Annotated in this window: 38 protein-coding genes and 1 pseudogene; all 39 read right to left on the bottom strand. The window is 40.3% G+C overall.

The features are described 5' to 3' along the window. Positions 1 to 216 (bottom strand): annotated as a pseudogene (locus tag A3I9_RS0103630) (sigma-70 family RNA polymerase sigma factor); the annotation flags it as partial. A 544-nt stretch (positions 217 to 760) separates the two neighbouring features. Next, a complete protein-coding gene (rplQ, locus tag A3I9_RS0103635) occupies positions 761 to 1,147 on the bottom strand; it encodes a 50S ribosomal protein L17 (protein ID WP_012677215.1) in 387 nt (128 codons plus the stop codon). A 14-nt stretch (positions 1,148 to 1,161) separates the two neighbouring features. After that, positions 1,162 to 2,100 (bottom strand): DNA-directed RNA polymerase subunit alpha, encoded by a 939-nt coding sequence (locus A3I9_RS0103640; RefSeq protein WP_018377721.1) that lies wholly within the window; start codon positions 2,098 to 2,100, stop codon positions 1,162 to 1,164. A 44-nt stretch (positions 2,101 to 2,144) separates the two neighbouring features. Next, positions 2,145 to 2,528: a 30S ribosomal protein S11 gene (gene rpsK / locus A3I9_RS0103645; protein ID WP_018166218.1), complete on the bottom strand. Its 384-nt coding sequence runs from the start codon at positions 2,526 to 2,528 to the stop codon at positions 2,145 to 2,147. 17 nt (positions 2,529 to 2,545) lie between these two features. Then, a complete protein-coding gene (gene rpsM / locus A3I9_RS0103650; protein ID WP_018377722.1) occupies positions 2,546 to 2,911 on the bottom strand; it encodes a 30S ribosomal protein S13 in 366 nt (121 codons plus the stop codon). 18 nt (positions 2,912 to 2,929) lie between these two features. Next, positions 2,930 to 3,046 (bottom strand): 50S ribosomal protein L36, encoded by a 117-nt coding sequence (gene rpmJ, locus A3I9_RS13150; protein ID WP_001808836.1) that lies wholly within the window; start codon positions 3,044 to 3,046, stop codon positions 2,930 to 2,932. A gap of 23 nt (positions 3,047 to 3,069) precedes the next feature. Continuing rightward, a complete protein-coding gene (gene infA / locus A3I9_RS0103655) occupies positions 3,070 to 3,288 on the bottom strand; it encodes a translation initiation factor IF-1 (RefSeq protein WP_002936627.1) in 219 nt (72 codons plus the stop codon). Between the two features lie 120 nt (positions 3,289 to 3,408). Next, entirely contained in the window at positions 3,409 to 4,050 is a 642-nt protein-coding gene (locus A3I9_RS0103660) for an adenylate kinase (RefSeq protein WP_018377723.1), read from the bottom strand. A gap of 143 nt (positions 4,051 to 4,193) precedes the next feature. Further along, positions 4,194 to 5,504, bottom strand: coding sequence for a preprotein translocase subunit SecY (secY, locus tag A3I9_RS0103665; protein ID WP_018377724.1), 1,311 nt, complete (start codon positions 5,502 to 5,504; stop codon positions 4,194 to 4,196). A 13-nt stretch (positions 5,505 to 5,517) separates the two neighbouring features. Continuing rightward, on the bottom strand, positions 5,518 to 5,958 hold the full coding sequence (gene rplO, locus A3I9_RS0103670) for a 50S ribosomal protein L15 (RefSeq protein WP_018377725.1): 441 nt from the start codon (positions 5,956 to 5,958) through the stop codon (positions 5,518 to 5,520). A 217-nt stretch (positions 5,959 to 6,175) separates the two neighbouring features. Beyond that, positions 6,176 to 6,358, bottom strand: coding sequence for a 50S ribosomal protein L30 (gene rpmD, locus A3I9_RS0103675; protein WP_018377726.1), 183 nt, complete (start codon positions 6,356 to 6,358; stop codon positions 6,176 to 6,178). Positions 6,359 to 6,371: 13 nt separating this feature from the next. Continuing rightward, the gene (rpsE, locus tag A3I9_RS0103680; RefSeq protein ID WP_018377727.1) at positions 6,372 to 6,866 is read right to left on the bottom strand and encodes a 30S ribosomal protein S5; all 495 of its coding nucleotides are present in this window, start codon (positions 6,864 to 6,866) and stop codon (positions 6,372 to 6,374) included. An 18-nt stretch (positions 6,867 to 6,884) separates the two neighbouring features. After that, positions 6,885 to 7,241: a 50S ribosomal protein L18 gene (gene rplR, locus A3I9_RS0103685; protein WP_026217314.1), complete on the bottom strand. Its 357-nt coding sequence runs from the start codon at positions 7,239 to 7,241 to the stop codon at positions 6,885 to 6,887. A gap of 93 nt (positions 7,242 to 7,334) precedes the next feature. After that, on the bottom strand, positions 7,335 to 7,871 hold the full coding sequence (rplF, locus tag A3I9_RS0103690) for a 50S ribosomal protein L6 (protein WP_018377729.1): 537 nt from the start codon (positions 7,869 to 7,871) through the stop codon (positions 7,335 to 7,337). 198 nt (positions 7,872 to 8,069) lie between these two features. Next, entirely contained in the window at positions 8,070 to 8,468 is a 399-nt protein-coding gene (gene rpsH, locus A3I9_RS0103695) for a 30S ribosomal protein S8 (protein ID WP_018377730.1), read from the bottom strand. Positions 8,469 to 8,746: 278 nt separating this feature from the next. Next, positions 8,747 to 8,932: a type Z 30S ribosomal protein S14 gene (locus A3I9_RS0103700; protein WP_002936651.1), complete on the bottom strand. Its 186-nt coding sequence runs from the start codon at positions 8,930 to 8,932 to the stop codon at positions 8,747 to 8,749. 14 nt (positions 8,933 to 8,946) lie between these two features. Beyond that, a complete protein-coding gene (gene rplE, locus A3I9_RS0103705; protein ID WP_018377731.1) occupies positions 8,947 to 9,489 on the bottom strand; it encodes a 50S ribosomal protein L5 in 543 nt (180 codons plus the stop codon). 23 nt (positions 9,490 to 9,512) lie between these two features. Then, entirely contained in the window at positions 9,513 to 9,818 is a 306-nt protein-coding gene (rplX, locus tag A3I9_RS0103710) for a 50S ribosomal protein L24 (RefSeq protein WP_018377732.1), read from the bottom strand. 109 nt (positions 9,819 to 9,927) lie between these two features. Then, a complete protein-coding gene (gene rplN / locus A3I9_RS0103715; protein ID WP_018377733.1) occupies positions 9,928 to 10,296 on the bottom strand; it encodes a 50S ribosomal protein L14 in 369 nt (122 codons plus the stop codon). A gap of 24 nt (positions 10,297 to 10,320) precedes the next feature. After that, the gene (rpsQ, locus tag A3I9_RS0103720; RefSeq protein ID WP_000440801.1) at positions 10,321 to 10,581 is read right to left on the bottom strand and encodes a 30S ribosomal protein S17; all 261 of its coding nucleotides are present in this window, start codon (positions 10,579 to 10,581) and stop codon (positions 10,321 to 10,323) included. A 23-nt stretch (positions 10,582 to 10,604) separates the two neighbouring features. Further along, entirely contained in the window at positions 10,605 to 10,811 is a 207-nt protein-coding gene (gene rpmC / locus A3I9_RS0103725) for a 50S ribosomal protein L29 (RefSeq protein ID WP_018377734.1), read from the bottom strand. Between the two features lie 9 nt (positions 10,812 to 10,820). Continuing rightward, positions 10,821 to 11,234, bottom strand: coding sequence for a 50S ribosomal protein L16 (gene rplP, locus A3I9_RS0103730; protein WP_018166204.1), 414 nt, complete (start codon positions 11,232 to 11,234; stop codon positions 10,821 to 10,823). Between the two features lie 3 nt (positions 11,235 to 11,237). Further along, the gene (gene rpsC / locus A3I9_RS0103735) at positions 11,238 to 11,891 is read right to left on the bottom strand and encodes a 30S ribosomal protein S3 (RefSeq protein WP_018377735.1); all 654 of its coding nucleotides are present in this window, start codon (positions 11,889 to 11,891) and stop codon (positions 11,238 to 11,240) included. A 12-nt stretch (positions 11,892 to 11,903) separates the two neighbouring features. Further along, the gene (rplV, locus tag A3I9_RS0103740; RefSeq protein WP_018377736.1) at positions 11,904 to 12,248 is read right to left on the bottom strand and encodes a 50S ribosomal protein L22; all 345 of its coding nucleotides are present in this window, start codon (positions 12,246 to 12,248) and stop codon (positions 11,904 to 11,906) included. Between the two features lie 17 nt (positions 12,249 to 12,265). After that, entirely contained in the window at positions 12,266 to 12,547 is a 282-nt protein-coding gene (gene rpsS, locus A3I9_RS0103745; RefSeq protein ID WP_000533766.1) for a 30S ribosomal protein S19, read from the bottom strand. A 93-nt stretch (positions 12,548 to 12,640) separates the two neighbouring features. Next, positions 12,641 to 13,474: a 50S ribosomal protein L2 gene (gene rplB / locus A3I9_RS0103750; RefSeq protein ID WP_018377737.1), complete on the bottom strand. Its 834-nt coding sequence runs from the start codon at positions 13,472 to 13,474 to the stop codon at positions 12,641 to 12,643. A gap of 17 nt (positions 13,475 to 13,491) precedes the next feature. Next, the gene (locus A3I9_RS0103755; RefSeq protein ID WP_018377738.1) at positions 13,492 to 13,788 is read right to left on the bottom strand and encodes a 50S ribosomal protein L23; all 297 of its coding nucleotides are present in this window, start codon (positions 13,786 to 13,788) and stop codon (positions 13,492 to 13,494) included. Next, a complete protein-coding gene (gene rplD / locus A3I9_RS0103760; protein ID WP_018377739.1) occupies positions 13,788 to 14,411 on the bottom strand; it encodes a 50S ribosomal protein L4 in 624 nt (207 codons plus the stop codon). Before rplD ends, A3I9_RS0103755 begins: the two co-directional genes overlap by 1 nt. A gap of 24 nt (positions 14,412 to 14,435) precedes the next feature. After that, positions 14,436 to 15,062 carry a 50S ribosomal protein L3 gene (gene rplC, locus A3I9_RS0103765; protein WP_018377740.1) on the bottom strand — a complete coding sequence of 209 codons (627 nt, stop codon included), beginning with the start codon at positions 15,060 to 15,062 and terminating at the stop codon, positions 14,436 to 14,438. A gap of 103 nt (positions 15,063 to 15,165) precedes the next feature. Next, positions 15,166 to 15,474, bottom strand: coding sequence for a 30S ribosomal protein S10 (gene rpsJ / locus A3I9_RS0103770; protein WP_018166196.1), 309 nt, complete (start codon positions 15,472 to 15,474; stop codon positions 15,166 to 15,168). A gap of 248 nt (positions 15,475 to 15,722) precedes the next feature. Then, positions 15,723 to 16,238, bottom strand: a complete 516-nt coding sequence (locus A3I9_RS0103775) for a nucleotidyltransferase family protein (RefSeq protein WP_018377741.1) — start codon at positions 16,236 to 16,238, stop codon at positions 15,723 to 15,725. A 117-nt stretch (positions 16,239 to 16,355) separates the two neighbouring features. Beyond that, on the bottom strand, positions 16,356 to 16,982 hold the full coding sequence (locus A3I9_RS0103780; protein WP_018377742.1) for an HAD-IA family hydrolase: 627 nt from the start codon (positions 16,980 to 16,982) through the stop codon (positions 16,356 to 16,358). Next, positions 16,979 to 17,977, bottom strand: a complete 999-nt coding sequence (gene ruvB, locus A3I9_RS0103785) for a Holliday junction branch migration DNA helicase RuvB (protein WP_026217315.1) — start codon at positions 17,975 to 17,977, stop codon at positions 16,979 to 16,981. The genes A3I9_RS0103780 and ruvB overlap by 4 nt, the downstream gene beginning before the upstream one ends. Before the next feature lie 237 nt (positions 17,978 to 18,214). Further along, positions 18,215 to 19,120: a helix-turn-helix domain-containing protein gene (locus A3I9_RS0103795; RefSeq protein ID WP_018377745.1), complete on the bottom strand. Its 906-nt coding sequence runs from the start codon at positions 19,118 to 19,120 to the stop codon at positions 18,215 to 18,217. Positions 19,121 to 19,307: 187 nt separating this feature from the next. Continuing rightward, a complete protein-coding gene (purB, locus tag A3I9_RS0103800) occupies positions 19,308 to 20,603 on the bottom strand; it encodes an adenylosuccinate lyase (protein ID WP_018377746.1) in 1,296 nt (431 codons plus the stop codon). 12 nt (positions 20,604 to 20,615) lie between these two features. Then, positions 20,616 to 21,656 (bottom strand): hypothetical protein, encoded by a 1,041-nt coding sequence (locus tag A3I9_RS0103805; protein ID WP_018377747.1) that lies wholly within the window; start codon positions 21,654 to 21,656, stop codon positions 20,616 to 20,618. Next, positions 21,646 to 22,161, bottom strand: coding sequence for a hypothetical protein (locus A3I9_RS0103810; protein WP_018377748.1), 516 nt, complete (start codon positions 22,159 to 22,161; stop codon positions 21,646 to 21,648). Before A3I9_RS0103810 ends, A3I9_RS0103805 begins: the two co-directional genes overlap by 11 nt. 43 nt (positions 22,162 to 22,204) lie before the next feature. Further along, positions 22,205 to 23,278: a 5-(carboxyamino)imidazole ribonucleotide synthase gene (gene purK / locus A3I9_RS0103815; protein WP_018377749.1), complete on the bottom strand. Its 1,074-nt coding sequence runs from the start codon at positions 23,276 to 23,278 to the stop codon at positions 22,205 to 22,207. Beyond that, positions 23,265 to 23,753, bottom strand: a complete 489-nt coding sequence (gene purE, locus A3I9_RS0103820; RefSeq protein ID WP_018377750.1) for a 5-(carboxyamino)imidazole ribonucleotide mutase — start codon at positions 23,751 to 23,753, stop codon at positions 23,265 to 23,267. Before purE ends, purK begins: the two co-directional genes overlap by 14 nt. Positions 23,754 to 24,003: the final 250 nt, after the last annotated feature.

Genomic DNA, 24,003 nt, shown 5'->3' on the forward strand with positions numbered 1-24,003 from the left:
TATCTTGTCTTTTACGTGATTCCGGAACTTAACCTTATAGTACACATATAAGCGACTCATGTCTTCCGTGATGCTTGCATCGCTTGATAGTAATTCATACAATACCAGCATCCCTTCTTGTTCCCAATCCTCGTGCTCCCATGACTTCACGTAGTATTCCTTCCGGGCTTTCTCCACTATCCCGCTTACCTTTGAATAGATTGTCTTAAATTCCATCTTTCCACTCCTTCCTCTCTAGTCTACTTCCTACATAAGGGTTCGTACAGGACATTTTTGTCCTAAAGTATAAAAACACAGTAGAATAAAGATTTCTTGGTACAAATAAAATACTTTTCTGATTAGGAAGGTGATCCTAGTATAACTGAAACTATCAGCTTGGGAGATACTGAGAATGTTAATACGTGAGTAATTTTCTCAAATTTTTATCATCAACCTGCGCTGACAACACAGTATAAAGCAGTCTTTTCAGTCTTAATCTGAGATTTTCTGTTTACATATTTTCCAACGATCACATATTTACTTTTTGGAAAATATTGACAGACTCTATTCAATCAGATAAATTTCAATGTTTTTAAGGTGCATTTGAGACAAAAAACGCCTGCTTATGAAATGATTCCATATCAGAAATCATTTCATAAACAAGCGTTACGTTTTTTTCAATATGATGAGTGTTACCGCCGAATAAATCGGCGGTAGACCAGAGCTAGACTAAGAATCTAAATAGACTCCATCATCATAACACTCAACAAAATTGATGATTTTATACAAGTTCAATAATTGCCATCGGTGCAGCATCACCACGACGTGGTTCAGTTTTAAGAATACGAGTGTATCCTCCGTTACGTTCTGCATAACGAGGTGCAATTTCTGAGAACAATTTTTGAAGCGCAGTAGTTGATGTGTATTTATCAGTTGCTTCATCATAGCTTTCAGATGCAATTTCGTTGCGAACATAAGCCGCTGCTTGACGACGAGCATGCAAATCGCCACGTTTACCAAGTGTAATCATTTTTTCAACTGTTTTACGGATTTCTTTTGCACGTGCTTCAGTTGTTACGATTGATTCGTTGATCAAAAGGTCAGTTGTCAAATCGCGCAACATTGCTTTACGTTGTGAGCTAGTGCGTCCTAGTTTACGGTATGCCATTAGTTCCTCCTCTATTATTTATCTTTTTTTAATCCTAGACCAAGATCTGCCAATTTAACTTTGACTTCTTCCAAACTCTTGCGTCCAAGATTGCGTACTTTCATCATTTCAGGTTCTGTTTTTTCGGTCAAATCAAAGACGGTGTTGATGCCTGCACGTTTCAAACAGTTGTATGAGCGAACAGATAAATCTAATTCTTCGATTGTACGATCCAACATTCTATCATCCGATGCAGTCTCTGTTTCTTTCATCACTTCCGCAGCTTTAGCAACATCTGTGAGATCTGTAAACAAACCTAAATGTTCCATCAAAATACGCGCTGAAAGTCCGAGTGCATCTTCAGGGATAATAGTCCCGTTTGTCATAATTTCAAGTGTTAATTTGTCAAAACCATCATTGCTACCAACACGAGCTGGTTCAACTTGGTAATTGACTTTTACTACTGGAGTGTAGATAGAATCTACAGCCAGCGTTCCCACTGGAGCTTCATCTTTTTTATTCCCTTCAGCTGGTACATACCCACGTCCTGTGTTTACAGTCAAAGTAGCTTTAAATGTAGCACCTTCGCTAATGGTAAAAAGATAGTGGTCAGGGTTTACAATTTCAATATCACTGTCCGTTAAAATATCACCTGCAGTTACTTCTGCTGGTCCTACTACATCAAGTTCAATTGTCTTTTCGTCTTCGACATAAGATTTTACAGCAATGCCTTTGATGTTCAAAATAATTTGCATCACATCTTCGCGGACACCTGGAACTGTGTCGAATTCGTGGAGTACACCATCAATTTTAATTGATGTCACTGCAGCACCTGGTAGTGATGCAAGAAGTACACGACGAAGTGAGTTCCCGAGAGTTGTTCCGTAACCACGTTCTAATGGTTCAACAACAAATCTGCCGTAATCTTTATTTTCATCAATTTTTGTTATAGTTGGTTTTTCAAACTCAATCATTTCTTACTCCCTCTTAAACGAAAAGCTGTGTATCGTTTGTATGATTATACACGGCGACGTTTTGGAGGACGAGCACCATTGTGTGGTACAGGAGTCACATCACGAATTGCAGTCACTTCAAGACCAGCAGCTGCAAGAGCGCGAATAGCAGACTCACGACCTGAACCTGGACCTTTTACTGTAACTTCAACTGTTTTAAGACCGTGTTCTTGTGCTGATTTAGCTGCAGCTTCTGAAGCCATTTGGGCTGCGAATGGTGTAGATTTACGAGAACCTTTAAAACCAAGAGCACCAGCTGATGACCAAGCAAGAGCGTTACCATGCACATCAGTAATCATAACAATAGTGTTGTTAAATGTTGCGTGGATGTGTGCAATACCAGATTCGATATTCTTTTTCACGCGACGTTTACGTGTTGGTTTAGCCAATTTTTCTACCTCCTATTTTATTTTTTCTTACCTGCAATCGCAACAGCTTTACCTTTACGAGTGCGAGCATTGTTTTTAGTGTTTTGTCCACGAACTGGCAAGCCACGACGGTGACGAATACCACGATATGAACCGATTTCCATCAAACGTTTAATGTTCAAGTTCACTTCACGACGAAGGTCACCTTCTACTTTAATCGCATCTACTTCACGACGGATAGCATCTTCTTGATCAGATGTTAAATCTTTTACACGAACATCTTCTGAAACGCCTGCTGCTGCAAGAATTTTCTTAGATGTTGCAAGACCGATTCCGTACACGTAAGTCAATGAAATTACTACACGTTTATCATTTGGAATATCAACTCCAGCAATACGAGCCATGTTTTCTCCTTTCTATTCTTAACCTTGACGTTGCTTGTGTTTTGGGTTTGCTGGGCAAATTACCATAACACGACCATTACGACGAATGACTTTACAGTATTCGCAAATTGGTTTGACCGATGGTCTTACTTTCATTTTAATCCCTCCAAGTATTTCGACTATTTAAAGCGGTATGTGATACGTCCACGTGTTAAATCATATGGACTAAGTTCGACAGTCACTCGGTCTCCCACCAAAATACGAATGTAATTTTTGCGGATTTTACCTGAGACAGTTGCCAAGACTTGGTGTCCATTTTCCAACTCAACAGTAAACATAGCGTTTGGCATGGTATCAACTACCTTACCTTCAATTTCAATCACATCTTCTTTTGCCATGCAAAAGTTTCCCCCTCTAAATTTCGATTTGATGTCCTCTGAGCACAGAGGTAACAATTATAAGTCAGACTAAGCCATTTTATCATTTTGTTTCAAAAAAAGCAAGCCAAATCCCTTTAATTATGATAGTTTTGATAAAACTTTATCAATTTCTGAAAAGACGACGTCAATATCTTGGTCACCCTCGATATCATGTACCAATCCTTTTTCACGATAATGAGCAATAATTGGTTCTCCCTGAGCAATATTCACTTCAAGACGACGTTTCACTGATTCAGGTTTGTCATCTTCACGTTGATAGTAATCATTTTCATCATAACCAGCTGCTGGTGGGTTGAAGACTTTATGGAACGTTTCACCTGTTTTTTTGTGGATGATACGTCCACTCAAGCGTTCCAAGAGTTTAGATGGGTCAATTTCAATATTGATAACCCCTTCCAATTGAGTCCCGAGGTCTGCTAACGTAGCATCCAAAGCGTGAGCCTGTTCGATTGTACGTGGATAGCCATCTAGCAAAAATCCTTTTTCTTTAATATCCTCTTGCGCTAGGCGTTCTTTTACAATTCCGTTTGTGACTTCATCAGGGACCAAATCTCCCTTGTCAATGTATGATTTTGCAAGCATACCCATTTCAGTTTGGTTTGCCATAGCAGCACGGAACATATCTCCAGTAGAAATGTGTGCAACTCCAAATTTTTCAACAATTTTCGCAGCTTGTGTGCCTTTCCCAGCACCAGGCAAGCCCATAATCAAAAGATTCATGATAACTCCTTAAAAGTAGTACGTAAGTGTAACCCAACTAATGATTAGTTGGGCACTGTTTGTGTTTTGTTTTCACATAAATTCGCCCGGCTGACAAACTTATCTAAAAACAAAATAGAAGGTTGACAATGTCAACCTGTATTCTATTCTGTTATATCCATGAAACCAACGTATTTTCGCTTCAAAAGATAGCCTTCCAATTGTTTGATACCTTCAATACTTGTCATAATAACGATAATTAAACTTGTACCTAAAAAGGCAATATTGGAAGAAAGTCCTAAGATGTTTTGCGCCAAAATCGGTAACAATGCTACAAAACCTAAGAAGAGTGCCCCGACAGTTGCTAATCGGATCAATAAAGTAGAGAAATACTTTTCTGTTCCATTCCCTGGACGAACTCCATGAATGTAAGCACCACTCTTTTGTAGATTTTCTGCTGTTTTTTCAGGATTCACTTGTACAAATGTATAGAAGAAAGTAAACAGAATAATTAACACTGCATATACAATCATTCCTTTTACAGTAGTATAATCAAAGAACTCTTGAACAGCTGATAGCCATGAGTAACTTTGATTTTGACTTGCAAAATACTGTACAATCGATGTTGGAATCGCCGTAATAGATCCCGCAAAAATAACAGGAATAACTCCAGCTGGATTTAATTTCAATGGTAGGTATGAGCTAGACGGTGCGCCCTGTGCTCGTTTTGTATATTGAATCGGAATTTTATACTCAGCCTGTTGCACATACGTTGTAAAGTAAACAATCGCCAAAACAGCAACGACTAAGATCGCTACGAAGAGGATAGACTCTCCGATACGACTCGAGTCAATATTGACAAAACGGTCTTCGTAAATTTCTGAGATAGTTGTTGGTAAAGACGAAATAATCCCTGCAAAGATAATCATAGAGGTTCCGTTTCCGTAACCTTTATCAGTGATCTGTTCGCCTAACCAAGTAACAATCATAGAACCAGTCGTCAAGATACTACCAATCAAAAGGTACGTTTGCCAATTGAGTTCCATGGTTGTCAACTGCGCTCCTGACAAAGCATTGAAGCCTGCAGTAATCCCAATCGACTGAACAAAAGCCAGTGCAAGCGAGATATAGCGTGTTGCTTGATTCAGTTTACGACGACCAACCTCACCTTGTTTCCCCCATTCAACAAACTTCGGTAAAATATCCATTTGCAATAACTGAACAATAATCGAAGCAGTAATATATGGGCTAACCCCGAGGGCAAATACTGAGAAATTTTTCAGAGCATTCCCCGATACGAGACTCAACATGTTCAAAAATGGAAGACTCGACAAGGCGTCTAGGCTTTTTGCGTTGATACCTGGCACTGTAATATGCGTCCCTACTCGGAAAACCAAAAGAATAAAAATGGTAAATAAAATTTTATTTCGTACATTTTTAACTTTCAGCGCATCTTTTAATAGCTTAAAAAACATAGGCGGTCACCCCTTAGATGACTTCCACAGAACCACCTTTTGAAGTGATTGCTTCTTCAGCTGATTTTGAGAATTTAGCAGCTTTTACTGTTAATTTCTTTGTTAATTCACCGTTACCAAGAATTTTGATTCCTGATTTTTCAGCTTTAACAATACCAGCTTCAACAAGAGCAACTGGTGTTACTTCAGCACCATCTTCAAAGACGTTCAATTGATCAAGGTTAACGATTGCATATTCTTTTGCATTAATGTTAGTGAAACCACGTTTTGGAATACGACGGAACAATGGAGTTTGTCCACCTTCAAAACCAAGACGTACGCCGCCACCACTACGTGCTTTTTGACCTTTTTGACCACGGCCAGATGTTTTACCGTTACCTGATGATGTACCACGACCTACACGGTTGCGAACTTTACGTGAACCTGTAGCAGGTTGTAATTCATGAAGTTTCATTATTAATTTTCTCCTTATGTGTAAAATGCTAGCGCCTCTCAATTGGGTAAGGCCTCAATTGAAAAACTCGCCTATACGAATGAACTTTAAGTCGTGCGATTCTTCACACGACTTAAAAACATTTCTATGAACAATTACCAACTACCCATCTTGATAAGCATTAATGGTGCTGGATTTAAAAACTGGACCAAAAAACTAACGTTTTTAATTTCTTGTCTTAATTAACTTCTTCTACAGTTACCAAGTGAGATACGGCGTTGACCATACCACGGATAGCTGCATTATCTTCTTTAACGACTGAGCTGTTCAATTTGCCAAGACCAAGCGCCACAACTGTTTTACGTTGTGATGGAATACGGCCGATTGGAGACTTCGTCAAAGTAATTTTAATTTGAGCCATGAGTTCCCCTTTCTTATGCCAAATCTGAAACTGAGATGCCACGAAGTGCAGCAACTTCCTCAGCACGTTTCAATTGTTTCAAACCTTCAACAGTTGCACGAACGATGTTGATTGGTGTGTTTGAACCGAGTGATTTTGATGTCACATCAGCAATACCAGCCAATTCAATAACGGCACGTGTTGCACCACCAGCAGCAACCCCAGCACCCTCTACAGCAGGTTTCAACAATACTTTTGCTCCACCAAATTCTGAACGAACTTCGTGAGGGATTGTTGTACCAACCATTGGTACTTCGATCAAGTTTTTCTTAGCAGCTTCAACTGCTTTACGGATAGCTTCTGGTACTTCTTGAGCTTTACCAGTACCGAAACCTACACGTCCGTTACGGTCACCAACAACCACAAGAGCTGCAAAACGAAGACGACGTCCACCTTTAACAACTTTTGTAACACGGTTGATGGCTACTACGCGTTCTTCAAATTCAACTGCGTTATCTTTAAATGCCATTTCTTAGTGTCCTCCCTATTAGAATTTCAATCCGTTTTCACGAGCTGCGTCAGCCAAAGCTTTCACACGTCCGTGATAGAGATATCCACCGCGGTCAAAGACCACTTCAGAAATACCTTTAGCAACCGCACGTTCTGCAACGAGCTTACCTACAACAACGGCTTGTTCTGTCTTAGTTCCTTTTGAAACTTCTTTATCAAGAGTAGAAGCGCTTGCGAGCGTTACACCCGCTACGTCATCAATCACTTGAGCGTAGATGCCTGTATTAGAACGGAAAATGTTCAAACGTGGGCGAGCAGCAGTTCCAGAGATTTTACCGCGAACACGACGATGGCGTTTTTGGCGGATTTTGTTTTTATCTGGTTTTGAAATCACAATTTTCACCTCTTTATTTTGATTTCGTCTCACACGAGACTCGTTTCTGAAAATAGATCCCCGAGAAAGGCGAATACCTTTCTCAAAAAAATATTATTTACCTGTTTTACCTTCTTTGCGGCGAACAAATTCACTAACATAGCGAATACCCTTACCTTTATATGGCTCAGGAGCGCGAAGGCTACGGATGTAAGCTGCTGTTTGACCAACAACTTCTTTATTGATACCAGACACGATAATTTGTGTTGGTGCTGGAACTTCAAATGTAATCCCTTCTGGTGCAACCACTTCATCCGGATGTGATTTACCAACCGCAAGTGTCAATTTGTTCCCTGCTAATTGAGCACGGTAACCGACACCACGCATTTCAAGTTCTTTTTTGAAGCCTTCAGAAACACCAACAACCATGTTGTTGAGGTTGGCACGGCTTGTACCGTGGATAGTCTTCATTTCTTTTGAATCATTTGGACGGTGAAGTGTTACTTCTGTACCTTCTACTTTGATTTCAATAGCTGTTGGGAATTCACGAGTTAATTCCCCTTTAGGTCCTTTTACAGTAACCACGCCGTTGTTTTGAGAAATCTCAACTCCAGCAGGCAATGTGATTACTTTATTACCAATACGTGACATATTCTATTTTCTCCTGTTAGATTGTCAAGCCGACAAGCGGCTAGTTTTCACGGGGTGCTCATGATACAAAGGGCGTCAAAACCAAAGTGAAAATACGAAACTTGATGCAGAAACTCAGGTTTCTAGAAAAGTTTATCTTTTTCACACAGGTTTTAGCCCGTGTTCAAATGAGCAAGTTTGTTGGTACCTCTTGCGAGATTACCAAACGTAAGCCAATACTTCTCCACCAACGTTCTTTTGACGAGCTTCTTTATCTGTCAAAAGACCTTCTGATGTAGAAATGATGGCAATTCCAAGTCCGTTAAGAACTTTAGGAATATCTTCACGTTTTGAGTAAACACGAAGACCTGGTTTTGAGATACGTTTCAAGTTTGTAATAACTTTTTCACCGTTTGGTCCGTATTTCAAGAATACACGGATGATGCCTTGTTTGTCATCTTCGATGAATTCAACGTTTTTTACAAAACCTTCGTTTTTAAGGATTGTAGCAATCCCTTTTTTGATGTTTGATGCAGGCACTTCAAGCACTTCATGTTTTGCTTGGTTCGCATTACGGATACGTGTCAAAAAGTCTGCAATTGGGTCAGTCATAACCATTTTTTATTTCTCCTCTTACTGGCAGTATGATTGATTCACTTACCAGTTAATGATGCCCGAAGGCTGATATGAGTTTCTTCACATCTGTTATTTGAGCACGGACTAAAATCAGTGTGAAAAAGATAGATTTTCACTGTGAACTTTTAACGCACTCGTATCATGTTATTTGAGTTCGAGCTACTACCTGTGCAAAAAAGATAAATCCTCCTAGAACGCAAGCGTTCGTCGTTAGATTTCCTATTTTTGCTTTGGTAGCTTAACGCTCTCACATCATAATTTTACCAAGATGCTTTTGTTACGCCAGGAATCTGTCCAAGGTAAGCCAAGTCGCGGAAGCATACACGGCAAAGTTTGAATTTGCGGTAAACTGAGTGTGGACGTCCACATTTTTCACAGCGTGTGTAAGCTTGAGTTGAGAACTTAGCTGGGCGTTTGTTCTTAGCGATCATAGATTTTTTAGCCATTTATTCTCTCCCTTTTATTTCGCAAACGGCATTCCAAGGCCAGTAAGCAATGCACGTGACTCTTCGTCAGTGTTAGCAGTTGTAACAATAACGATATCCAAACCACGAGTTTTATCAACATCATCAAAGTTGATTTCTGGGAAGATCAATTGCTCTTTCACACCAAGCGTGTAGTTACCACGTCCATCAAATGATTTTGTTGGAACACCGTGGAAATCACGTACACGAGGAAGTGAAACTGTAACCAATTTATCCAAGAATTCGTACATACGTTCGCCACGCAGTGTTACTTTCGCACCGATAGCAACCCCTTCACGAAGACGGAAGCCGGCGATTGATTTCTTAGCTTTTGTGATAAGTGGTTTTTGACCTGAAATAAGCGCCAATTCTTGAGCAGCTTTTTCAAGGTTTTTAGCGTTAGAAACAGCGTCACCAACACCCATGTTCAAAACGATCTTATCAACTTTTGGTACAGCCATTACTGAAGAATAGTTAAATTGTTCAGTCAAAGCAGGAACTACTTCATTAAGATATTTTTCTTTTAAACGATTTGCCATTATACTTCTCCTTTCCTTCGTGATTAATCAAGCACTTCGCCTGATTTTTTGTTGTAACGCACTTTTTTGCCGTCTACAAATTTGTAACCAACACGACCTGCAACGCCATTTTTGTCAAGAACTTGAACGTTTGACACATGGATTGGTGCTTCTTTTTCTACGATAGCACCTTGAGGGTTTTCGTTGTTTGGTTTTTGATGTTTCTTGATGATGTTGACACCTTCAACAACAACTTTGTTTACTTTTGGAAGTGCTGATACAACAACTGCTTCAACGCCTTTGTCTTTACCAGCGATTACGCGAACTTTGTCGCCTTTTTTTACAAACATTTGATTCTCCTATTATTTCTTACGCCCTAACGGGCACCCTAGGATAAAAACCTAGGGGACTTAGTTTGTTTTATATATATTTCTTCGTTACAAGAATAAACTTAGCAGATTAAAGTACTTCTGGTGCCAATGAAACGATTTTCATGAAACCGCCGTCACGCAATTCGCGTGCCACTGGGCCAAAGATACGAGTTCCGCGAGGGTTTTTGTCTTCACGGATAATAACTGCTGCATTTTCGTCGAATTTGATGTATGAACCATCTGCACGACGAGCGCCTGATTTAGTACGAACGATAACTGCTTTTACAACGTCACCTTTTTTAACCGCACCACCAGGAGTAGCTTGTTTTACTGAAGCAACGATTACATCACCGATGTTGGCGAATTTGCGGCCTGATCCACCAAGAACTTTAATTGTCAAGATTTCACGTGCGCCACTGTTGTCAGCAACTTTTAAACGAGTTTCTGTTTGAATCATCTTCGTTTTCTCCTTTCAGTTTGATTAAATGATAACCGCTTCTTCCACAACTTCTACAAGACGGAAACGTTTTGTAGCTGAAAGTGGGCGAGTTTCCATGATACGTACGATATCGCCTTCTTTGGCAACATTGTTTTCATCATGAGCTTTGTATTTTTTAGAGTAGTTAATACGTTTACCATAGACTGGGTGGTTACGTTTTGTTTCAACTACAACTGTGATGGTTTTGTCCATTTTGTCAGACACTACGCGCCCAACAAGAACTTTACGATTATTGCGTTCCATTGAAATTCTCCTTTCCCAATCTATTATTTCATTTCAGATTGCACAGTTTTGATACGTGCAATTTGTTTTTTCACTTCGTTCAAACGAGCAGTTTGCTCAAGTTGACCAGCAGCGGCTTGGAAACGAAGGTCGAAGAGTTCTTTCTTCAACTCGTTTTCTTTCTTAGCAAGTTCTTCTTGAGAAAGGCCACGAAGTTCTTTAACAAAATCTTTAATTTCTTGAAGTTTCATGTCTTCTCCTTATTCTGCTTCACGTTTTACGAATTTAACTTTAACTGGTAATTTGTGGCCAGCAAGACGGAATGCTTCACGAGCGATTTCTTCAGAAACGCCTGCAACTTCAAACATCACTTTGCCACGTTTAACTGGTGCAACCCAACCTTCAGGTGCCCCTTTACCAGAACCCATACGAACCCCGATAGCTTTTGCTGTATATGATTTGTGAGGGAAGATTTTGATCCAAACTTTACCACCACGTTTCATATAACGCGTCATCGCGATACGAGCAGCTTCGATTTGGCGGTTTGTAATCCATGAGCTTGTAGTAGCTTGAAGACCATATTCACCAAATGATACTTCTTTACCACCTTTTGCTTCACCGCGCATTTTTCCACGGAATTCACGGCGGTGTTTCACACGTTTAGGTACTAACATTTGTTATTTACCTCCTTTAGTGTTTTTACGAGCAGGAAGAACTTCGCCACGGTAAATCCAAACTTTAACACCAAGTTTACCGTAAGTTGTAAGAGCTTCTTCCCAAGCGTAATCGATATCAGCACGAAGGGTATGAAGAGGAACAGTTCCTTCTGAGTAACCTTCAGCACGGGCGATATCTGCACCATTCAAACGGCCAGAAACCTGTGTTTTGATACCTTTTGCACCAGCGCGCATTGCACGTTGGATGGCTTGTTTTTGAGCACGACGGAAAGCAACACGTTGTTCCAATTGACGAGCAATTGATTCACCAACAAGATGAGCATCAAGATCTGGAGACTTGATTTCAATGATGTTGATGTGAACTTGTTTTCCAGTCAATTTGTTGAGTTGTGCACGAAGTGCGTCTACATTGCTACCTGCTTTACCGATAACCATACCAGGTTTAGCTGTGTGAACACTCACGATTACTTTATTAACTGCACGTTCGATCTCGATAGTTGAAACTGATGCGTCAGCCAATTCTTTCTTGATAAAGTTGCGGATTGCAAGATCTTCATGAAGGTAATCCGCGTATTCTTTTTCAGCATACCATTTAGCATCCCAATCACGGATGATGCCGACACGCATACCAATTGGATGTACTTTTTGTCCCACGTTTTTACCTCCTTATTTTTCTTCCACAACTACTGTAATATGAGCTGTGCGTTTGTTAATTGGTGAAGCTGAACCTTTCGCACGTGGACGGAAACGTTTAAGAGTTGGTCCTTCGTTTGCGAATGCTTCGCTGACTACCAAGTTAGCTTTTTCCAAACCAAAGTTGTTTTCTGCGTTAGCAACTGCTGAATTCAACACTTTTTCGATGATTCCAGCTGCTTTGTTTGGAGTAAATTTCAAGATTGCGATTGCGTCTGCTACACTTTTACCACGAATATTGTCCAAGACAAGACGTGATTTACGAGGTGAAACACGTACTGTGCGAGCAGTTGCTTTAGCTGAAGTAATTTCTGCCATTGTGTTTTCCTCCTAAATTATTTACGACGAGTTTTCTTGTCGTCTGCAGCATGACCTTTGTAAGTACGAGTTGGTGCGAATTCACCAAGTTTGTGACCTACCATGTCTTCTTGAATATATACAGGCACATGTTTACGACCATCGTAAACTGCAATTGTATAACCGATGAAACTTGGGAAAATCGTTGAACGACGTGACCAAGTTTTGATTACTTTTTTCTTTTCGTCGTTTGCTTGAGCTTCAACTTTTTTCATCAAATGCTCATCGACGAAAGGTCCTTTTTTAAGACTACGTCCCATTTTGTAGTTTTCTCCTTTAAAATATGTACCACAGCGGCCTGCCCGCTAAGCGGGCTACCGAGCTGGCGGATGTTTAACAGCTAATTAGCTGCATTATTTTTCATTGCGACGACGAACGATAAGTTTGTCAGATTTCGCTTTCTTGTTACGCGTTTTAAGACCAAGCGCAGGTTTACCCCAAGGAGTAGATGGCGCTTTACGTCCAACTGGTGCTTTACCTTCACCACCACCGTGTGGGTGATCATTAGGGTTCATTACAGAACCACGAACTGTTGGGCGGATACCTTTCCAACGGCTACGTCCTGCTTTACCAAGGTTAACAAGTCCGTGTTGTTCGTTACCCACTGTACCAACAGTTGCACGACAAGTACCAAGAATCATACGAACTTCGCCTGATTGAAGACGAACAAGAACGTATTTACCTTCTTGACCAAGCACTTGTGCAGAAGCACCAGCAGCACGAACCAATTCGCCACCACGACCTGGTTTCAATTCGATGTTGTGTACAACTGTACCAACAGGAATATTTGCCAATGGAAGTGCGTTACCAACTTTGATATCAGCTTCTGGGCCTGAAACGATACGTTGACCTACTTCAAGACCTTTAGGAGCCAAGATGTATGCTTTCACACCGTCAGTGTAGTGTACAAGAGCAATATTTGCTGTACGGTTTGGATCGTATTCAATTGTTTTAACAACTGCTTCAACACCGTCTTTGTTACGTTTGAAGTCAATCAAGCGGTAATGACGTTTGTGGCCACCACCATGATGACGAACTGTGATGCGACCGTTGTTGTTACGACCTGCTGTTTTCTTCAAAGAAACAAGCAATGATTTCTCAGGTGTGCTTGTTGTGATTTCAGCGAAATCCAAAGAAGTCATGTTACGACGGCCATTTGTCGTTGGTTTATAAACTTTAATACCCACGTTAATTCCTCCTTTGATTATTCAGCTTCAGCTGCGAACAACTCGATTGCTTTTGAATCAGCTGTAAGAGTGATGATAGCTTTTTTAACTTTGTTTGTGCGACCTACATAACGTCCAACACGTTTTGTTTTAGGTTTCACATTGATTGTGTTGACATTTGCAACTTTCACACCTTCAAACGCTGCTTCTACTGCTTGTTTGATGAGGAGTTTGTGTGCACGAGTGTCCACTTCAAATACGTATTTGCCTGCTTCAAGTTGGCTCATTGAGCTTTCTGTGATGACAGGTTTTTTGATAACATCATACAAATTCATTATGCAAGAACCTCCTCGATCTTAGAGATAGCTGCTTGAGTTACAAGAAGTTTATCTGCACTTGTGATGTCAAGTACGCTTGCAGTTGTAGCTGTAGCAACTTTCACATTTGGAAGGTTACGAGCTGAAAGAGCTGCGAATTCGTTGCCTTCTTCAAGAATAACAAGGACTTTTGAATCAACGCTCAATGCTGCAAGAACTTTTGCAAATTCAGCAGTTTTTGGAGCTGCAAATGTAAGTGAATCAACAGCTACAAATTTGCTTTCAGCAACTTTTTCTGAATAAACAGATTTAAGTGCCAAACGACGAACTTTTTGTGGAAGTTTGTAAGCGTAAGAACGTGGAGTTGGTCCGAAGACTACACCACCGCCACGCCATTGTGGTGAGCGGATAGAACCTTGACGAGCACGTCCAGTTCCTTTTTGGCGCCATGGTTTGCGACCACCGCCTGAAACTGCTGAACGGTTTTTCACTGCGTGAGTACCTTGACGAAGACTTGCACGTTGGCTGATGATGACATCAAAGACAACTGCTTCATTTGGCTCGATACCAAATACTGCATCGTTCAATACAACTTCACCAGTTTGTTTACCAGTTTGGTCAAATAATGTTACGTTTGCCATTTCGACTGATTTCCCCTTTCCTTATTATTTACCAGCTTTAACTGCTGATTTGATAGTGATAAGAGATTTCTTAGCACCTGGTACGTTACCTTTGATAAGGATAACGTTCTTTTCTGGAACAACTTGTACAACTTCAAGATTTTGAATTGTTACACGGTTGCCACCCATACGTCCTGCCAAGCGTTTGTTTTTAAACACACGGTTAGGCGCTACAGGTCCCATTGAACCTGGACGACGGTGGTAACGAGAACCGTGAGCCATTGGACCACGTGATTGACCATGGCGTTTGATAACACCTTGGAAACCTTTACCTTTAGATGTACCAGTTACATCAACAACATCTCCAGCCACGAATGTGTCAACAGTGATTTCTGCACCAACTTCCAAGCCTTCAATGTTTTTGAATTCACGAATGAAGCGCTTAGGAGCTGTGTTAGCTTTCGCTACATGGCCTTTGGCAGGTTTGTTGCTCAACACTTCACGTTTGTCATCAAAACCAACTTGAACAGCCGCATAACCGTCTGTCTCAACTGTTTTCACTTGAAGCACTACGTTTGGAGCCGCTTCGATGACAGTAACAGGAATAAATTCACCAGATTCAGTGAAGATTTGAGTCATTCCCACTTTTTTCCCTAAGATTCCTTTTGTCATGAGAAAATTTCCTTTTCTTAATTTTAGTTTTAAAAAGTTTTTAATGAGCGTTTTTTGTGCTCAAAAAAGTTTTTAACGAGCGTTTTTTGTGCTCCTAATCAAATTACAATTTGATTTCTACGTTTACACCACTTGGCAAGTCAAGTTTCATCAACGCATCAACAGTTTTTTGAGTTGGGTTGATAATGTCAACAAGACGTTTGTGTGTACGCATTTCGAATTGCTCACGAGAATCTTTGTACTTGTGAGTCGCACGAATGATTGTGTAGAGGCTACGTTCAGTTGGAAGCGGTACTGGACCAGCAACTTCTGCACCTGTACGAGTAGCAGTTTCTACGATTTTTGCAGCTGCTGTATCAAGTGTACGGTGTTCGTACGCTTTCAAGCGGATGCGAATTTTTTTGTTTGCCATCTTTTTCTCCTTTTCGTCTATTTAAGATAATAGGCTAGCTCCACAAGAAAACCAACACGAGTTGCGTGGCAATGCAACCGAGCGTGTCGCAACCTCTTGCATCAAAGCTACAGCCGTATTTTTTACGGCACCCGATTAGTATATCAAAAACCATTTATGATTGCAAGAGATTTGATGTGTTTTTTTCAAAAACACAAGATTCCTTTTTAGCAATCTTGTGTTTAATATCTTATATTATAGAAGAAACTTTATGTTTCATAGACATGTAACCGTGGCCACTTCCGAAACCAATCTTTTTTTGCCAGTCTTTGGCGATAAGTGACCATTCGCTTTTCGTCTACCTGAAAATGGGGCGTTGGGCGTACGGCAAATGAGGTGATACTTTCTAAGCCATAGGGGCAGAATAATTCCAGTTCTCCATCATTAGACAGACGAATCCCGACCGCTGTACAGGTTTCAGGATATTTTGTTATGGCATCCTGTGAACTAGTATAGGGAAGTGTATTCGGGCTGTGAACGTGCATGTAGACCTGATTTTTCACTTCCCATTTGTATTGAGGGTATTTCTTTTTCAACTCCAACTCTATCTGACAGGTTTCTTTATCAAAGCCTTCTTGATTCGACAATAGGTTCCAAATAAAATTACGCACAGTCCCTGCACAAATCCAACTGTCTTTCAATTGCAACTCCACTAAAATCTGTAAAATTTTGCGTATATCCTTGTCCTTAAATAAGGCGCAACGAATTTCTTTTTCTGTCCACATCATATACCTAGTATAACACAGACAAGAAAATCCCTGCATGATGATGCAAGGATTTTCTGGAGATATATGAAAAAGATACGTTTAGTATACAAATTCTTCCTTAATTTTTTCTTAAAGTTAAACTATTTTTAGAATATCTAGCAATGTGTCAATTTTTTGATTCCCATTACCCGCTTCAATCATCAAATTGATACTAGGAATTCCTGCCCGTTTTGCGGTATCTACATCTAATTGACGATCCCCAATGTAATACGTCTTACTCTTATCCAATTGGTACTTTTCAAGCAAATACGCTAAGGCTTCCGGATTCGATTTTCGCTGAAAGCCTGATTCCGATGTGATGACTTCTGTAAAGTATTGGTCTACCTGCAACTCTTTCAAAAGCGCAAAGGCATTATTCCCTTTATGCGTGTATATAAAGTTACGAATCCCTTGGGCCACTGTCCAGTCCAATACTTCACGCGCACCAGCCATCAACTGAACAGACACATTTTTCTCACGCAAAGAAGTTGCTCGAAAGGCTGATACTTCGTCAAAGTCAAGTCCCACCTCCGCTGTTACTTCCCGCAACAAGTCCTTTACAGAGTAACGTAAGATATAATTTTTCACCTTTTCTCTGTCAAAGGTCAACTGGAATCGTTCATAGGTTTCTTCCAAGCCAGCCAAAATCGCATCATAGGAATCTAACAAAGTCCCATCCAAATCCCAGATAAACGTCAGATTTTCTTCCATGTATTTTCTCATTTCTCCTGATAAGGATAGCCAAGGTGTTCGTAGGCTTTTGCAGTGGCAACACGACCTGTCCGCGTCCGCATGATAAATCCTTTCTGAATCAGATAGGGTTCGTACATATCTTCAACCGTATCTCGTTCTTCTGCAATATTGACGGATAATGTTCCCAAACCAACAGGTCCACCATTGTACATCTCAATCATGGTACGTAGAATTTTCTGATCGACATAGTCCAGTCCTTCGCTATCCACATCTAGCATAGATAGGGCCTTATCTGTAATCTGATCATCAATCAGACCATCTCCCATAATCTGCGCAAAGTCCCGCACCCGTTTGAGCAAGCGATTGGCAATACGAGGAGTCCCGCGACTGCGACGCGCCAACTCAATGGCTGCTTCATGCGTGATTTCCATATCAAAGATGTCTGCTGTCCGCTCTACAATCTCAGTCAAATCGTCCAACTCATAGTATTCCATGTGTCCAGTAATACCAAAGCGAGCACGCAATGGATTCGAGAGCATTCCTGCGCGAGTCGTTGCTCCAATCAAAGTGAACGGAGGTAATTCTAGGTGCACAGAACGACTGGCTTCCCCTGCCCCAATCATGATGTCGATGTAAAAATCCTCCATGGCACTATAGAGAATTTCTTCCACCGCCATCGGCATTCGGTGGATTTCATCAATAAAGAGCACATCACCGGGCTCCAGATCGTTCAGAATCGCTACTAAATCGCCTGCTTTTTCGATGACAGGTCCAGAAGTTTGCTTAAGATTGACTCCGAGCTCATTGGCAATGACAAAAGCCATAGTCGTTTTCCCTAAACCCGGGGGGCCAAAAAGGAGGGTGTGATCCAAGGCTTCATCCCGTAGCTTTGCGGCCTCAATAAAGACCTTGAGCTGATCTTTCACCTTGTCCTGCCCAATATATTCATTTAATTTTTGCGGGCGCAGAGTCCGTTCAGCATACTCTTCATCACCCAACAATTCGTTATCTAAAATTCTACTCATGGTGATATTATAACACAGAAATGAATAGTAGAAAAAAAGAGGCACTGCCTCTTTTTAAATTTTCCACCACTCATAACCAAGCGCTGCTGATTCGCTAACAAATTTTGTGACAAATAGCAATGATAGTAATAAAAGATAACGAAGTTTTAAAAATTTTTCCATGTTGCTTCTCCTGTAATTATGTTTTATACAGAAATATTTTAAGAAATTTTCATGAACATTTACAGGACATAGATGTCATATCTCTCGGCTATCTTTTTCCCATTCTTCTTTTAATTGTTTTTGAAGATAAATATCTCCCATCATACCTGCAAACATATCTGCCTTTTTATAACATTTTTTAGCACGTACAGCATCATCCAGACAAGTCAAACTATATTTCCATTCCAAAAGACTGATGATAGGCATTTTATTAAAATCTTGAATTTTATTCATAATCTCTTTTGTTTTTTCGAGAACAAATTCTATCTCTTTTTTTGATTTTTCAATTAAATAAATTGAACATAAGTTAACTAATAAAACATTCAACATAAATAATTCTTCAACTGTGTATTGATTATAATTTAAAAAAAGTTTATTGAGTAAGCTCAACACAAACTCTTTTTCTACCCCTCCAATCTCATTCCATTTTAAACCGGATAAATACAAATGAAGTAAAATCAAGTCATTCATCCCATATTGTTTCTTAATTTTTATTTGTTCCAGATATTCTTCTAAAAGCCCCTTACTAAAATCAATACTTTTTGTACTAAAAGTATCTAAAACAGCTTGTAGGCAATCAATAGTCAATTTTTCATCTTCTGGTAATTCTTCATAAAAACATTCTGAAATTTCATCAAACTGTGCTTCACGTTCAGATACTCGTTTTGGATCCATATAAACCGGAGTTCGAAGAATAGAATATTTTAACTCTTGATAACGTTTCGGTAAAGCCATTTCTTCACCATCTGTTAGCTGCCCAACTTTTACCTCTAAGACATCTGCGATAAAGAATACCGTACTAATTCTAGGTAAACTTTTACCCATTTCAATTCGAGCCAATTGCCTAACAGATAGCTCTGACTCATCTCCACAGAATTCCTCACGTGTTATACCTTTCTCCTCGCGTAACTTCCGCACTCTTGTTCCAAAACGTTGTGGCATAATGTTTTTATCTCCAGTCTACATCAAATTCTATTACCTATATTTTACCAATATTTTTGTCATTTTAAATAGGTATTTGTCATTCCTTATGTAAATTTAATAAAATCTTTATCTAAACTAAATATTCTTAATATAGTTTTTAAAAAACATAAAAACTGACAGCTTTTGCCATCAGTTTCGTTAGTGATTAGTCTAGTCCCAAACGTTTGAAAATATCATCCACTCGTTTTGTATAATAAACCGGGTTGAAGAGTTCGTCAATTTCGTCTTGGGTGAGTTTGGCAGTGACTTTTTCGTCTGCTTCAAGCAGCGGTTTGAAGTCCACTTGGTTATCCCATGAATAGGCTGTTTTTGGCTGTACTAAGTCGTAAGCTTCCTCACGCGTCATCCCTTTTTCAATGAGTTTCAACATGACACGTTGGCTGTAAATCAAGCCAAAGGTAGAGTTCATGTTGCGAATCATGTTTTCAGGAAAGACCGTCAAGTTCTTGACGATGTTGCCAAAGCGGTTGAGCATGTAGTTGATGAGAATCGTTGTGTCTGGTGTGATGATCCGCTCCGCTGATGAGTGCGAAATATCACGCTCATGCCAAAGCGCCACATTCTCATAAGCTGTCACCATGTGCCCACGAATGACACGCGCAAGCCCTGTCATGTTTTCTGAACCGATTGGGTTACGTTTGTGAGGCATAGCAGAGCTGCCTTTTTGGCCTTTTGCAAAGAACTCTTCAACTTCACGTTGTTCAGACTTTTGCAGACCACGGATCTCCGTTGCCATGCGTTCAATAGATGTCGCGATGCTAGCGAGAACCGCAAAATATTCGGCATGGAGGTCACGAGGCAAGACCTGGGTCGAAATCTCCTGCGGACGGATGCCCAACTTATCACAAACATACTCCTCGACGAATGGAGGAATGTTGGCAAAGTTTCCAACGGCACCAGAGATTTTTCCAGCCTCAACACCAGCTGCTGCGCGCTCAAAACGCTCTTGGTTGCGCTTCATTTCGCTGTACCAAGTCGCCAATTTGAGACCGAAGGTCGTTGGCTCCGCATGCACACCGTGAGTACGACCCATCATGATGGTCATCTTGTGCTCTTTGGCCTTTTCAGCCACGATATTGGTAAAGTTTTCAAGGTCACGACGGATAATGTCGTTAGCCTGCTTATAGAGGTAGCCGTAAGCCGTATCCACCACGTCAGTAGAGGTCAAGCCATAGTGCACCCACTTGCGCTCCTCACCGAGGGTTTCAGACACCGCACGGGTGAAAGCCACCACATCGTGACGCGTCTCCTCTTCAATCTCTAAAATACGGCCGATGTCAAAGCTGGCATTGCCGCGAATCTTCTCCACATCTTTCTTGGGAATCTCACCCAACTCAGCCCATGCCTCGCTAGCTAGGATTTCCACCTCCAACCAAGCACGGTACTTGTTCTCTTCACTCCAAATGTTCGCCATCTCAGGGCGGGAATAACGTTCGATCATTTTTTTTGCTCCTTATACTACTTCAACATCAAGCTCATCAAAGACTTGTTTGCCTTTTCTGCTAACAGCATCTATCAAACTATTTGGAGCCTGAGAAGAGATATTAGTAGAAATACCCTCTTGTTGACTTTTATCTTCTAGTTCCCTAATTTCTTTTTCAATATGTAATATTTCTTGGTCTAATTCTCCTTTTTTATTTTGTCTTATCATCCAGTTCCTCTTCTCCCTTAATATAAGTATGATGCTTGGAAGAACAACTGGAGACATTGTCAGTATCATCTCTAGTGGACTATTTTGTTTTATTAAATTTGTTTCCAAAAAGCGGCTATTTGAATTGGTAAACTTAGACTGTACAAAAAAGTCACTCCCTAGCAGCTTTATCTTGTCATCTGCCATTTTTATCCCAATAATTGGACGCTCGAATCTGTTAAATATATAGTTAAACTGACCAGATTTATACTCTACAGATTCTTCTAATGATTTCTGAAATTCTCGGTTAAAAATTTTAAACACATTCTTTATTTCTTGGATACATTTTTTTCTATTATCGCTATCAATAATGTTATTATCTGTAACAGAATTTACAAAAAAGTCGATAAGATTGAATTTTATAATATTTTCTCTTTTTGATATTTCATAAAGCTTTGATAAATCTTCTTTTTTACTTCCAATGAATAATTTATGCTTGTTAACAATAGAATAATAGCGTCGATATGCTTCGAAAAATTCATGTACTACCAAAATTTGTTTGTTGAAAATCAAAGGTACGGGAGAACCTAGATGATAGTACTTCAAAACATCATTAGAATTATTCAAATTTAAAATAGGATCTTTATATTTTGTATATAAATTATTAATATTTATAGATGAATTAATAATAATGACTTCATTCCATTGAGTTCCTTTGCTAAGATAATCAGCGAGATCATTCAATAATATTGTTTTATAATAAAATTCACTAAAATCATTAGATAATTTTGCGATTTGCCAATTTGTATAAAGCGTATGATTATCTTTTTGAGCAGATAATTTCAATTTTAATTTATTTGTCATTGACCTCTCCACTTCTTTCCTTAATTTTCTCCTTAAGTTCCTTATTCTCTTTCAATAGGCGTAACCTCTTTTCCTTCTCTTGTATAAATTCATTTTCTTTTAAATTTTGCAACTGATAGTTTATATATACAAGATTTAATAATAAAAGCGAAATTGATACAGCTGAAAAGCCTCCTCTTTTTGAAATTGATTGAAGAAGTTGAAATACAGAATTATCATGGAAGCTAATTATCCAAGCAATAAGAGCAGTGATTACACCAATTGCTATGGTAACTAGTTTTTTCTTTTTACTTTCCACCTTAAATAGCTCAAACAACGGATCAAGAATGGCAGAAGTTAAAGTTGCAATTGTTGTAAATAAAAAAATTGGGTATTGAGAGTTTAAATCAAGTTTTTGATTAAAAGCAGTTGATGTACCAAACCAGGATAAAATTATAGACACTATAATTATAACTAAATTGAATAAATCATCTTTTGTTATCAACAATTTAAAATACTTCATCATCCTTACTCCCCTTACATTTATATATGCAACTAGTATAATACTTTTAAAACTCCTCCACACTTTCCGCATCTTCCCCCAACACCGTCACGTGTCCCATTTTGCGGTTGTGCTTTGCTTCTATTTTACCATAGAGGTGGAGGTGGGCGCTAGGGTTTTCTGCAACATAGCTTCTAGCTTGTTCTATGTGTTGGCCGAGGATATTGAGCATGACGGCTGGGGCATGGAGTCTGATAGTTGGCAAAGGTTGGCCGAGTACGCCTAAGATATGGGTATCGAACTGTGAAAAATCACAGGCTTCGATAGAGTAATGCCCTGAGTTGTGGGGGCGTGGGGCGATTTCATTGATCAGAATCTCATCGCCTGCCACAAACATTTCCACACAGAGGGTGCCAGACAGGTTGAGCTGCTCTGCGATTTTGACTGCCATAGCCTGCGCTTTCGCGCTCAAGTCGTCTGAAATGCGGGCTGGGACGATGGTTTTTGACAGGATATTGTTACGGTGGATATTTTCCTGAACGGGAAAGACGGTGACATCTCTGCCATTGCCAGATACGATGACTGAGATTTCCAAGTCAAAATTGACGAACTCCTCCAGGACGCACTCGGTAGCATTAGCCAGCTTGTTGGCTGCTTCAAGGTCGGCGCGAGAGCGAATAACGACTTGACCGTGGCCATCATAGCCACCTGTGGCAGTTTTGAGGACATAGGTTTTTGAGAAGTCAAGATTTTCCAAATCAAGGCTAGAGGTCACCACACGATAAGATGATACTGCCACGCCAGCCTTATTAGTTAAGAAATCTTTTTCAAAAATCCGGTTTTGCGAAATACGAAGAAGGTCAGTCCCCTGCGGAAGTTGACCTTCTTTTATTACAGCGTCCAGACCATCTGCGTCCACATTTTCAAACTCATAGGTCAAGACATCACAACGGTCTGCTAGTTGTCGCAAAGCCTCCACATCGCTGTAAGGTGCCACAATCACCTCACTCACGCGCGAAGCCGGGCAATCCGCTGCTGGGTCTAGCGTAATGACCTTGTGTCCCATATAGATAGCAGAAATGGCCATCATCTGACCCAGTTGACCGCCTCCGATAATCCCGATGATTTTAGTTGAGTTCATCGCTCATAGCCTCCGCGATTTTTCCTTGTTCAATAGCAAAGCTGGCTAGTTGGTCTACGATACCGCTATCTTCGATAGACAGGATACGGAGAGCAGTCAGCGCCGCATTGGTAGCTCCCGCTTCTCCAATGGCCATGGTTGCCACAGGCACACCTGCTGGCATCTGGACTATGGAATAGAGGGAATCGAGACCACTGAGGGCACGAGACTTAACAGGTACACCGATGACGGGTAGTGTCGTCTTGGCTGCGACCATACCAGGTAAGTGAGCTGCCCCGCCAGCACCTGCGATGATGATTTTAATACCACGACCGCGTGCTTCCTCTGCGTGCTTAAACATAAGGTCTGGTGTGCGGTGGGCAGAGACGACTTTTTTCTCGTAGGCTACGCCAAACTGGTCGAGGACTTCAGCTGTTTTTTGCATGGTCGCCCAGTCAGATTTTGAGCCCATGATAATGGAAATAATTGGTTTCATAATTAAGATACAAAGGGACGTTTCGCTTGCGAAAAATTCCGTAGAAAAATAGGAAAACTAACGACGACGCTTGCGTCTAGGCAGTTTTATCTTTTTTCCTAGGAATTTAGTCCCGTGTTCAGTTCAGCACATGAACTAAACAGTCCTTTCTATTTTAGTTTTTTCACTACTGCGACGATTATCGGTTTGTGGCTCGCTTCCGCTCGCCGATAATAAATTATTATTATCATTGCGACCTGAGGTCTCTGGA

Source organism: Streptococcus ovis DSM 16829, from assembly GCF_000380125.1.
Taxonomy (GTDB): Bacteria; Bacillota; Bacilli; order Lactobacillales; family Streptococcaceae; genus Streptococcus; species Streptococcus ovis.

What these genes read in the sequence shown, in the direction of transcription:
- purK (WP_018377749.1), bottom strand. Translation starts at nt 23,278, where the DNA reads ATGAACTCAACTAAAATCATCGGGATTATCGGAGGCGGTCAACTGGGT.
- A3I9_RS0103780 (WP_018377742.1), bottom strand. Translation starts at nt 16,982, where the DNA reads ATGAGAAAATACATGGAAGAAAATCTGACGTTTATCTGGGATTTGGAT.
- A3I9_RS0103810 (WP_018377748.1), bottom strand. Translation starts at nt 22,161, where the DNA reads ATGATGAAGTATTTTAAATTGTTGATAACAAAAGATGATTTATTCAAT.
- rplV (WP_018377736.1), bottom strand. Translation starts at nt 12,248, where the DNA reads ATGGCAGAAATTACTTCAGCTAAAGCAACTGCTCGCACAGTACGTGTT.
- rpmC (WP_018377734.1), bottom strand. Translation starts at nt 10,811, where the DNA reads ATGAAACTTCAAGAAATTAAAGATTTTGTTAAAGAACTTCGTGGCCTT.
- rplC (WP_018377740.1), bottom strand. Translation starts at nt 15,062, where the DNA reads ATGACAAAAGGAATCTTAGGGAAAAAAGTGGGAATGACTCAAATCTTC.
- A3I9_RS0103700 (WP_002936651.1), bottom strand. Translation starts at nt 8,932, where the DNA reads ATGGCTAAAAAATCTATGATCGCTAAGAACAAACGCCCAGCTAAGTTC.
- rpsH (WP_018377730.1), bottom strand. Translation starts at nt 8,468, where the DNA reads ATGGTTATGACTGACCCAATTGCAGACTTTTTGACACGTATCCGTAAT.
- purE (WP_018377750.1), bottom strand. Translation starts at nt 23,753, where the DNA reads ATGAAACCAATTATTTCCATTATCATGGGCTCAAAATCTGACTGGGCG.
- rpsE (WP_018377727.1), bottom strand. Translation starts at nt 6,866, where the DNA reads ATGGCATTTAAAGATAACGCAGTTGAATTTGAAGAACGCGTAGTAGCC.
- rplN (WP_018377733.1), bottom strand. Translation starts at nt 10,296, where the DNA reads ATGATTCAAACAGAAACTCGTTTAAAAGTTGCTGACAACAGTGGCGCA.
- secY (WP_018377724.1), bottom strand. Translation starts at nt 5,504, where the DNA reads ATGTTTTTTAAGCTATTAAAAGATGCGCTGAAAGTTAAAAATGTACGA.
- A3I9_RS0103755 (WP_018377738.1), bottom strand. Translation starts at nt 13,788, where the DNA reads ATGAATTTGTATGATGTTATCAAAAAACCTGTCATCACAGAAAGCTCA.
- rpmJ (WP_001808836.1), bottom strand. Translation starts at nt 3,046, where the DNA reads ATGAAAGTAAGACCATCGGTCAAACCAATTTGCGAATACTGTAAAGTC.
- rplO (WP_018377725.1), bottom strand. Translation starts at nt 5,958, where the DNA reads ATGAAACTTCATGAATTACAACCTGCTACAGGTTCACGTAAAGTTCGC.
- rplE (WP_018377731.1), bottom strand. Translation starts at nt 9,489, where the DNA reads ATGGCAAATCGTTTAAAAGAAAAATATCTTAATGAAGTAGTTCCTGCT.
- A3I9_RS0103795 (WP_018377745.1), bottom strand. Translation starts at nt 19,120, where the DNA reads ATGCCACAACGTTTTGGAACAAGAGTGCGGAAGTTACGCGAGGAGAAA.
- rplQ (WP_012677215.1), bottom strand. Translation starts at nt 1,147, where the DNA reads ATGGCATACCGTAAACTAGGACGCACTAGCTCACAACGTAAAGCAATG.
- A3I9_RS0103775 (WP_018377741.1), bottom strand. Translation starts at nt 16,238, where the DNA reads ATGTGGACAGAAAAAGAAATTCGTTGCGCCTTATTTAAGGACAAGGAT.
- rpsJ (WP_018166196.1), bottom strand. Translation starts at nt 15,474, where the DNA reads ATGGCAAACAAAAAAATTCGCATCCGCTTGAAAGCGTACGAACACCGT.
- A3I9_RS0103660 (WP_018377723.1), bottom strand. Translation starts at nt 4,050, where the DNA reads ATGAATCTTTTGATTATGGGCTTGCCTGGTGCTGGGAAAGGCACACAA.
- A3I9_RS0103640 (WP_018377721.1), bottom strand. Translation starts at nt 2,100, where the DNA reads ATGATTGAGTTTGAAAAACCAACTATAACAAAAATTGATGAAAATAAA.
- rplD (WP_018377739.1), bottom strand. Translation starts at nt 14,411, where the DNA reads ATGGCAAACGTAACATTATTTGACCAAACTGGTAAACAAACTGGTGAA.
- rpsS (WP_000533766.1), bottom strand. Translation starts at nt 12,547, where the DNA reads ATGGGACGTAGTCTTAAAAAAGGACCTTTCGTCGATGAGCATTTGATG.
- rplF (WP_018377729.1), bottom strand. Translation starts at nt 7,871, where the DNA reads ATGTCACGTATTGGTAATAAAGTAATCACATTGCCTGCTGGAGTTGAG.
- rpsQ (WP_000440801.1), bottom strand. Translation starts at nt 10,581, where the DNA reads ATGGAACGCAATAATCGTAAAGTTCTTGTTGGGCGCGTAGTGTCTGAC.
- infA (WP_002936627.1), bottom strand. Translation starts at nt 3,288, where the DNA reads ATGGCAAAAGAAGATGTGATTGAAATTGAAGGTAAGGTAGTTGATACC.
- purB (WP_018377746.1), bottom strand. Translation starts at nt 20,603, where the DNA reads ATGATCGAACGTTATTCCCGCCCTGAGATGGCGAACATTTGGAGTGAA.
- rplX (WP_018377732.1), bottom strand. Translation starts at nt 9,818, where the DNA reads ATGTTTGTAAAAAAAGGCGACAAAGTTCGCGTAATCGCTGGTAAAGAC.
- rpsM (WP_018377722.1), bottom strand. Translation starts at nt 2,911, where the DNA reads ATGGCTCGTATTGCTGGAGTTGATATTCCAAATGATAAACGTGTAGTA.
- A3I9_RS0103805 (WP_018377747.1), bottom strand. Translation starts at nt 21,656, where the DNA reads ATGACAAATAAATTAAAATTGAAATTATCTGCTCAAAAAGATAATCAT.
- ruvB (WP_026217315.1), bottom strand. Translation starts at nt 17,977, where the DNA reads ATGAGTAGAATTTTAGATAACGAATTGTTGGGTGATGAAGAGTATGCT.
- rpmD (WP_018377726.1), bottom strand. Translation starts at nt 6,358, where the DNA reads ATGGCTCAAATTAAAATTACTTTGACGAAGTCTCCAATCGGCCGTATT.
- rplP (WP_018166204.1), bottom strand. Translation starts at nt 11,234, where the DNA reads ATGTTAGTACCTAAACGTGTGAAACACCGCCGTGAATTCCGTGGAAAA.